Source organism: Microbacterium sp. B24 (assembly GCF_000333415.1).
In the GTDB taxonomy this organism is placed as follows: Bacteria; Actinomycetota; Actinomycetes; order Actinomycetales; family Microbacteriaceae; genus Microbacterium.
The window spans coordinates 1-3,881 of sequence record NZ_BADB01000165.1; the positions used below are offsets into that span (position 1 = coordinate 1).

General features: G+C 67.4%; 5 protein-coding genes and 1 pseudogene. 3 read left to right on the top strand and 3 right to left on the bottom strand.

Annotation, left to right across the window (positions count from 1 at the left end; all coding sequences use genetic code 11):
• A pseudogene (locus tag I5I_RS04055) lies at positions 1–343 on the bottom strand (hypothetical protein); the annotation flags it as partial.
• A gap of 62 nt (positions 344–405) precedes the next feature.
• Here I5I_RS04055 and yczR point away from each other — a divergent pair.
• A complete protein-coding gene (gene yczR / locus I5I_RS04060; protein WP_036316704.1) occupies positions 406–1,821 on the top strand; it encodes a MocR-like transcription factor YczR in 1,416 nt (471 codons plus the stop codon).
• 21 nt (positions 1,822–1,842) lie between these two features.
• Here the strand turns inward: yczR and I5I_RS17435 are convergent, their stop codons facing one another.
• Positions 1,843–1,989: a hypothetical protein gene (locus I5I_RS17435; protein ID WP_231477064.1), complete on the bottom strand. Its 147-nt coding sequence runs from the start codon at positions 1,987–1,989 to the stop codon at positions 1,843–1,845.
• Between the two features lie 390 nt (positions 1,990–2,379).
• Between I5I_RS17435 and I5I_RS04070 the strand changes: the two genes are divergently transcribed.
• Both I5I_RS04070 and I5I_RS04075 read left to right on the top strand, forming a co-directional pair.
• Positions 2,380–2,913, top strand: a complete 534-nt coding sequence (locus I5I_RS04070) for a single-stranded DNA-binding protein (protein ID WP_036316707.1) — start codon at positions 2,380–2,382, stop codon at positions 2,911–2,913.
• Positions 2,914–2,932: 19 nt separating this feature from the next.
• Positions 2,933–3,424, top strand: a complete 492-nt coding sequence (locus tag I5I_RS04075) for a DUF6993 domain-containing protein (protein WP_036316709.1) — start codon at positions 2,933–2,935, stop codon at positions 3,422–3,424.
• 159 nt (positions 3,425–3,583) lie between these two features.
• On the opposite strand, the gene I5I_RS17045 is transcribed toward I5I_RS04075, so the two are convergent.
• Positions 3,584–3,733 (bottom strand): hypothetical protein, encoded by a 150-nt coding sequence (locus tag I5I_RS17045; protein ID WP_187289907.1) that lies wholly within the window; start codon positions 3,731–3,733, stop codon positions 3,584–3,586.
• Between the last annotated feature and the right edge of the window lie 148 nt (positions 3,734–3,881).

A 3,881-nucleotide genomic window follows, 5' to 3' on the forward strand; every position in this document is an offset into this window, starting at 1 on the left:
GAGCTCGGTCCCGGGGATCCTCTAGAGTCACGAACACGATCACTTGCGTCACGAATCCATTCATCGTCGGAAGCGCCAAGATCGTCAGCTGCATGCTGGTTCCGACGAGGAGGATATTGGCAAGGGTGCCGATGCCCGGCCGTTGGCGCAGCGGAATCCACAGCAGCAGCACGAGCAGGCCGACGAGGTTCGTGATCCATCCGATGCCCACCCCCGTCTGCACCGACAGTCCCTGCGCGAAGACCGTCCAAGGATCCACGCCGATCTGGGCCTGCACCATGACGCCGCAACCAACGCCGTAGAGGATGAGACCGATGAGCAGGCGAGCAAGACGTGCAGTCATGCCGCAATCCAATCTCACAATTGGACATCTACTACCAGTCCAATTCGGATACTGTGGCCACCATGGACTCGAGGATCGGGGCACGGACGTTCGCCGGGATGCTGGGCGGGTGGCGCACGCGGGAGCCGGCGTATGAGGCCCTCGCCGACAGCATCCGTATCCTGTGTCTGGACAACCGCATCGCCGCGCACACCGCTCTTCCCGCCGAACGAGAACTCGCCGCTGCACTCTCGGTGAGCCGAACGACGGTCGCTGCGGCATATCGCAGCCTGCGCGACACCGGTCATATCGCGAGCCTTCGCGGATCGGGAAGCGTGACGACGGCGCGGCCGAGCCGTGACATCGGAGGCGCAGCGGCCACGACCGGCGCCATCGATTTGCAACAGGCCAGTCCCGCCGCGTGGCCGGGGCTCGCCGGCATCATCGCGGAGGCCGCGGCGGATGCCGCACGCATCGTCGCCCGGTCAGGCTATGACATCCGGGGCGCCATCGAACTCCGAGAAGCGATTGCAGACCGATACAGCGCACGCGGCATCCCGACCGACCCGAGCCAGATCGTCGTGACGACAGGTGCGCAGTCGGCGATCCACCTGCTGTCGACCGTCCTCGTCGGTCGTGGGGATCGGGTGGTCATCGAAACGCCGACGTACCCCCATGCGGCCGAGGCGATTCGTGCCGCCGGCGCGCGACTGGTAGCTGTGCCGGTCACGATCGGCGGAGGCTGGGACCTCGATCGCGCGGCTCAAGTGTTCACACGAACGCAGCCACGGATGGCCTATCTGATGCCACGCTTCCAGAACCCGACGGGCCGCTCGATGACGGACGAGGAAGAGGCAGCCTTCGCACACGCTGCCCGCGCCTCGCGCTCCACTCTCGTCATCGACGAGACGACCGCCGATCTGACCATCGACGTTCCCGCCGCATCACCGGCGTTCGGCCACGATGCCGCGGTGCGCGTCGGCTCGCTCGGCAAGATCGTCTGGGGTGGTCTGCGCATCGGGTGGATCCGCGCGGACGGGGAACTCGTGCAGCGAATCGTTGCGGCGCGCCCCGCCAGGGAACTGGGCACACCGGATTTCGAGCAGGCGGTCGCCGCTCGTCTCTTCAGCCACCTGCCGGAGATTCTCACGCAGCGTTCTCTGCTGCTCAGATCGGGCCGAGACGCTCTCGTCGATGCGCTCACCCGCCGCCTGCCGGAGTGGAAGATCCCGCAGGTGCACGGCGGCGTGGCGCTCTGGGTGGAGCTGGATGCGCCTCTGAGCACGGGGCTCGTCCTCGCAGCCCGCGCCCATGGCGTTTCTCTCTCGTCCGGGTCGCGATTCGGGGTCGACGGGACGCACGACCGTCATCTGCGCCTGCCTTTCACGGCACCACCCGAGGAGCTCCGACGCGCCGTCGACACGCTCGCCGACGCGTGGCCCTCGGTGCGAGCCGCCGCGCCCGTGCACGGCGGCGAGATCCTCGACGCGGTGGTGTGACGAGCGCGGCTTGCTCGCTCGTCAGCGCAGATACGCCAGGCACTCGACCGCCTCGTCGAGCCTGCAGAACGAGCCCAGCTCGCGCATTCTGGCTCGGGCGAGTTCGAAGCGCTCCGCGTGAAAACGCGTCCCCTGCGCCGACTGCTCGCGCCGGACGTGTCCGATCACGACGCCGCGCCTGTCGATGACCCTCCACCGACGGTCGGACACCGCCCGCAAGGAACACCCGCGCACGGACCGAGGTAGGGCCGTTGCCGCACTGATCATGTCGCCACTCCCGTCACCATCACGTCACCGCCACGTCACCGTCACTGACACCGCTACTTTCGAAGATACGTTCACCCTCCGACATCGGCGGCACCCCCGTGCCCCGCCGACGGACGACCGATCGACACCTCCTCCCCACCTCTGCGCTTCGGCGCCGTCTCCACAATCTGCTCGCGCCTCGCGTCGACGCTCTGCGGCGAGAAGGACGCTGGGGGTGCCGCGGCGCACGAAGGGTACGCCGGTCGCGGCGCCAGCCGGATCGTCCGGGCATCGAAGACAAGGAGAGTCATCATGAGCGATCGCATCACCGTCATCGGCAACGTCGCGTCCCAGCCCGAGCGTCGGGAACTGCCGGGCGGCATCCCCGCCATCAGTTTTCGACTCGCGAGCAGCGAACGACGCCTCGAGAACGGTCAGTGGGTCGACAGTCACACCAATTGGTACTGGGTGTCGGCATACAGGAAGCTGGCCGATCACGCCCTGGCATCGTTGGAGAAGGGGCAGCGGGTCATCGTCACCGGACGGTTCCGCGTCAAGCAATGGGAGTCGGGAGGAAAGAGCGGATCCTCCGCCGAGATCGACGCCGAAGGACTCGGCCACGACCTCATGTTCGGCACCACGAGCTTCCAGAAGGGAACCACACCGTCGGCGTCGGCTACTGTGGCGCAGAGCACGGGGTGGGCCGTGCCCGGCGACGGCCCCTCCGACATTCCACAGAGCACGGAGGCTTCCAGCGACGCGGCCTCCTCACCCGAAGAACCGGATGTCGCCCTCGTCAGCGCCAGCGGGTGGGCCACAGCGGGCGAGGACACAACCCCGTTCTGACGCCGCCTAGACTCGTGACGTGCGAAACGTCGGTCAGCGTGCGGTCCCTTTCTCCCTCGCCGCATGCGTCGGCGTGGTCCTCATGCTCAGCGGCTGCACCACCGCAGCCCCCACCCCGACACCCACACTGTCGGTGTCCCTCACGCCCACGGCGACACCCACACCGACTCCGACGGGACCAGCGCTGATGCCGAACGGCTCTGCCACCCAGAACCTGCCCTACTTCACGTCGATCGTCGACGCGGTGGCGTCCGGTCCACAGGCGGCGCAGGGGCGGGCATACATCGACGCGCTCACTGCGGGCGGCTTCGACAAGTCGGCCATGGAAGTCACGCAGGACCTGACGACGGTCGGAAATCAGGCCGACTCGATCCAGTTCTCCGTCAAGTGGAAGGGCGAGTGCCTGGTCGGACAGGTCGGCCCGTCGGTACCCGGCCCGCAGGCACGCGTGCTTCCGCTCGTGCCGGAGGGCACGTGCCTGGTTGGACAGACACGCCCGATCGACTGGTGACCGGGCGCCCGCACACCGTGGAGGTCACCACGGCCGCGTAGACTTGGGCCGTTATGGCCGAATACATCTAGCATGACCTATTACCAACGGGCGTGTCGGCGACAAGCAAAAGCCCCCACCCTCCAAGAGGAGAGCGGGGGCTTTCGAGTTTCCGGCGACTTAGCGCGGCGTGCGGAGGATGATGACCGTGCGCTTGCCAGTCAGCCAAGTGCCGCTTGAGGTGGACGACACGACTTCCCAGCCCTTGCGGATCAGCTTCTCAGCCTGGCGCTCGGTGCGGACGGTCTTGGTCTTGAACTGGTCAGCCATGCGGTGCGGTCCTTTCGGTGTTCGGTCGATGCTATCGCGCCGAGCGCCTTACGCGTCGAGCACGTAGGCGCGCGGCGATATGGGGGAGGAGGAGCGCTCCCCAGGCCAGGCCCGCGAGGGGACTCTAGAGGATCCCCGGGACCGAGCT

What these genes read in the sequence shown, in the direction of transcription:
- I5I_RS17045 (WP_187289907.1), bottom strand. Translation starts at nt 3,733, where the DNA reads ATGGCTGACCAGTTCAAGACCAAGACCGTCCGCACCGAGCGCCAGGCT.
- yczR (WP_036316704.1), top strand. Translation starts at nt 406, where the DNA reads ATGGACTCGAGGATCGGGGCACGGACGTTCGCCGGGATGCTGGGCGGG.
- I5I_RS04070 (WP_036316707.1), top strand. Translation starts at nt 2,380, where the DNA reads ATGAGCGATCGCATCACCGTCATCGGCAACGTCGCGTCCCAGCCCGAG.